The 2,819-nt window shown below is 57.6% G+C and carries 4 protein-coding genes and 1 pseudogene; all 5 read left to right on the forward strand.

All coding sequences use genetic code 11. From position 1 onward, the window contains the following. A pseudogene (locus H6B30_RS15735) lies at nt 1-324 on the forward strand (MarR family transcriptional regulator); the annotation flags it as partial. Nucleotides 325-326: 2 nt separating this feature from the next. Further along, nucleotides 327-719: a hypothetical protein gene (locus H6B30_RS15740; protein WP_205112209.1), complete on the forward strand. Its 393-nt coding sequence runs from the start codon at nt 327-329 to the stop codon at nt 717-719. 68 nt (nt 720-787) lie between these two features. After that, on the forward strand, nt 788-1,144 hold the full coding sequence (locus H6B30_RS15745; RefSeq protein ID WP_205112210.1) for a DUF4134 domain-containing protein: 357 nt from the start codon (nt 788-790) through the stop codon (nt 1,142-1,144). A 4-nt stretch (nt 1,145-1,148) separates the two neighbouring features. Continuing rightward, complete coding sequence (locus H6B30_RS15750; protein WP_205112211.1) at nt 1,149-1,448, forward strand: DUF4133 domain-containing protein; 300 nt, start codon at nt 1,149-1,151, stop codon at nt 1,446-1,448. A gap of 25 nt (nt 1,449-1,473) precedes the next feature. After that, a partial coding sequence (locus H6B30_RS15755; RefSeq protein WP_500684412.1) for a TraG/VirB4 family ATPase occupies nt 1,474-2,819 on the forward strand: 1,346 nt, incomplete at its 3' end.

The following is a 2,819-nucleotide window of genomic DNA, read 5'->3' on the forward strand; positions in this document are numbered from 1 at the left end:
CGCAAGCTGGGGCTGAGCCGGAGCAAGGCAAAGGGTTACGCGATGTCGTCCCGTGTCCGCAATGAGCTGGTACGCCGGGAACGGCGCAGGGCAATCTTCGGCCTTGACCCCCTCACACGCCTCAAAGTCATCTCACACCGCGCCAAGGTCAGGATACGCTCCCGGCTGAAAGCCAAGGGCTACATCACCGGCGTACACCGGAACATACTGTACTTCACCGAAGCCACATGCCGGAAAGCCCGGCTGGAAGCCAAGGCTGCCAGACTCGGACTGTCTTTCCAGCCTTTTCCCGAAAACAACACACCATTATCCAACGCCATATAGCCATGCAGTACGGACAGATCGTTTTCATCCTTTTCGTGGCAATGGCCTGCTATTACTCCTTCCTCATCTTCACGGACATCAGGAAGGCGCAGGCGGCCCGGAACGCGGAAAAGGAGAACCATACGGAAGAAGAGATAGACATATCGGACGAGGCAAGGAGTTTCCATCCCACCAAAGTAAGCCGTGACGAGGAGAAGAAGGAAGGCACAACCAATGACAAGCAGGAAGAAACACCGGCAAGCGCAACCTCCAACTTCCGCCGCCCCGGCTACCGTGAGGCCGTCATGACCGACGGCATCCTTGTGGAAGACCTCATCCATGAAATCGACAGGCTGGCGGAAACCGGCACCGGCGACCTCGGCCTTGTCATATACACCTGCGAAAATGCAAGGTGAGAATCATACGTTACTTTAGCGACCCCTGTTCCTTCGGCGATGAAACAACCATTTAACGAATTAAAAAAATGCAGAAATTAAAGAAAAGATGCCTACGTGCATTCGTCCGTTTCAAGCAGTCCGCGTTCGCCCGGAAGGGCACGCTCGCCCTCGTTGCTCTCACCCTCGCCGCCGGCGACGTCATGGCAGGCAGCAAGGGAGCGGCGGGCTTCACCAAGGCCACCCAGGAAGTAAGCTCCTATCAGACACCCGTCTCCAACCTTATGAAAGCCATCGCGGCGGTCATCGTACTGGTAGGCGCGTTCAATGTCTACTTCAAGATGCAGAACGGCGACCAGGATGTCAAGAAGACCATCATGCTGACCATCGGCGGATGTATCGCGTTCATCGCATTATCAGAGGCCTTGCCGCTTTTCTTCACGTAAGGCCATGGAAGAGGACAAGAACAGTCAGGACGGTTTCCCCGTGTTCAAGGGACTCCAGAAGCCGTTGGAATTCATGGGCATCCGCGGCCGCTTCCTCACACTGGCGGCGGTGGCCATAGGCGTGTCCTTCGTGGGATTCATCGTCTTCTCCATCGCCCTTGGGAAACTTGCCGGGTTCATCGCCATGCTGGTGATGGCCGCCGTAGGGCTGGCCACCATCTTCGTCAAGCAGCGCGGCGGACTGCACAGCAAGAAACGGGCGAAGGGCATCTACGTCTATAAGAACATCCGAAAAACGAATTGAAAAACCAACAAACAGAAAGCAACCAATGGCACAGAACAGGAAACGGGCATTCGAGGGGCTTTACTCCCAGCTGGAAGAAACGGACGGCCATGCCGTCCTCTTTTCCGCCAGGGGCGAGCCTTCGGTCATATTCGAGATGGCCAATCCCGTGCAGCAGCTATGCACGGACTCGGAGCAGTACCTGCGCTTCCAGGACGTACTCTCCAACCTCGTGCAGACGCTCGGCGAAGGCTACGCCCTGCAGAAACAGGACATCTTCTGCAAGCAGGCCTACCACCGCGACGTGCCGGAGGATGCGGAGTTCCTGACGCGGAGCTATTTCCGCTACTTCGAGGGAAGGGAGTTCACCGAAATACGCACGTACCTTGTCATCACGCAGGAGGCACAAAGCGGCCAGTTCGTGCAGTACGACCCGAAGAAGTGGGCGGAGTTCCATGCCAAGGTAAGCAAGGCGGAGGACATCCTGAGCGAGAAACACATCCGCCACAGGCGGCTGGAAAAGGAGGAGATGGACGAGTATTGCCACCGTTTCATGGCCTTCCGCTTCCGCCACGGCCCGTTCTCCATGACCAACTTCAAGGCTTCGGACGAGTACCTGAAGGTGGGCGGCCGCGTGGTGCGCTCCTATCCGCTGGTGGACATCGACGAGATAAACCTGCCCTCACGCATCAGGCCCTACACGCAGGCCAACGTAAACGGCTACGGCATCGCCACCGACCTGTTCTCGTTCCTGACAAGCGTTCCCCATGCGGATTGCGTGGTGTACAACCAGGTGGTGCAGATACCCGGCCAGCGCAAGCTGCTGAGGAAGCTCCAGGCCAAGGCCAAGCGTCACGGCTCCATGCCCGACCCGAGCAACCGGATAGCCAAGGCCGACATCGAGGAGGTCTTGGAAAAACTTGCCGTGGACAGCTCCCTGCTGGTCTACGCCAACTTCAACATCCTGGTGAGCTGCCCGGCGGACAAGGTCACCCCGGTCACTTCCTACCTGGAGACCAAGCTGTACGGATGCGGCATCATGCCCTCTCGCACGGCCTACAACCAGCTGGAGCTGTTCACCGACAGCTTCCCCGGCAACGCCTACGCCTTCAATCCCGACTACGACCTGTTCCTCACCCTGTCGGACGCCGCCCTGTGCTTCTTCTTCAAGGAACACCTGAAGGAATCGGAGGACACGCCCCTGACCACATATTACACCGACCGGCAGGGGCTGCCCGTCTGCATCGACATCACGGGCAAGGAGGGCAAGGTGAAGATGACCGACAACGCCAACTTCTTCTGTATCGGGCCAAGCGGAAGCGGCAAGTCGTTCCACATGGAGAAAAACAGGACAAAATGGGAGCAAGCGGCTGCAAAATTCAGTGTTGTAAT

Source organism: Marseilla massiliensis, from assembly GCF_016899955.1.
GTDB lineage: Bacteria > Bacteroidota > Bacteroidia > Bacteroidales > Bacteroidaceae > Prevotella > Prevotella intestinigallinarum.

What these genes read in the sequence shown, in the direction of transcription:
- H6B30_RS15740 (WP_205112209.1), top strand. Translation starts at nt 327, where the DNA reads ATGCAGTACGGACAGATCGTTTTCATCCTTTTCGTGGCAATGGCCTGC.
- H6B30_RS15745 (WP_205112210.1), top strand. Translation starts at nt 788, where the DNA reads ATGCAGAAATTAAAGAAAAGATGCCTACGTGCATTCGTCCGTTTCAAG.
- H6B30_RS15750 (WP_205112211.1), top strand. Translation starts at nt 1,149, where the DNA reads ATGGAAGAGGACAAGAACAGTCAGGACGGTTTCCCCGTGTTCAAGGGA.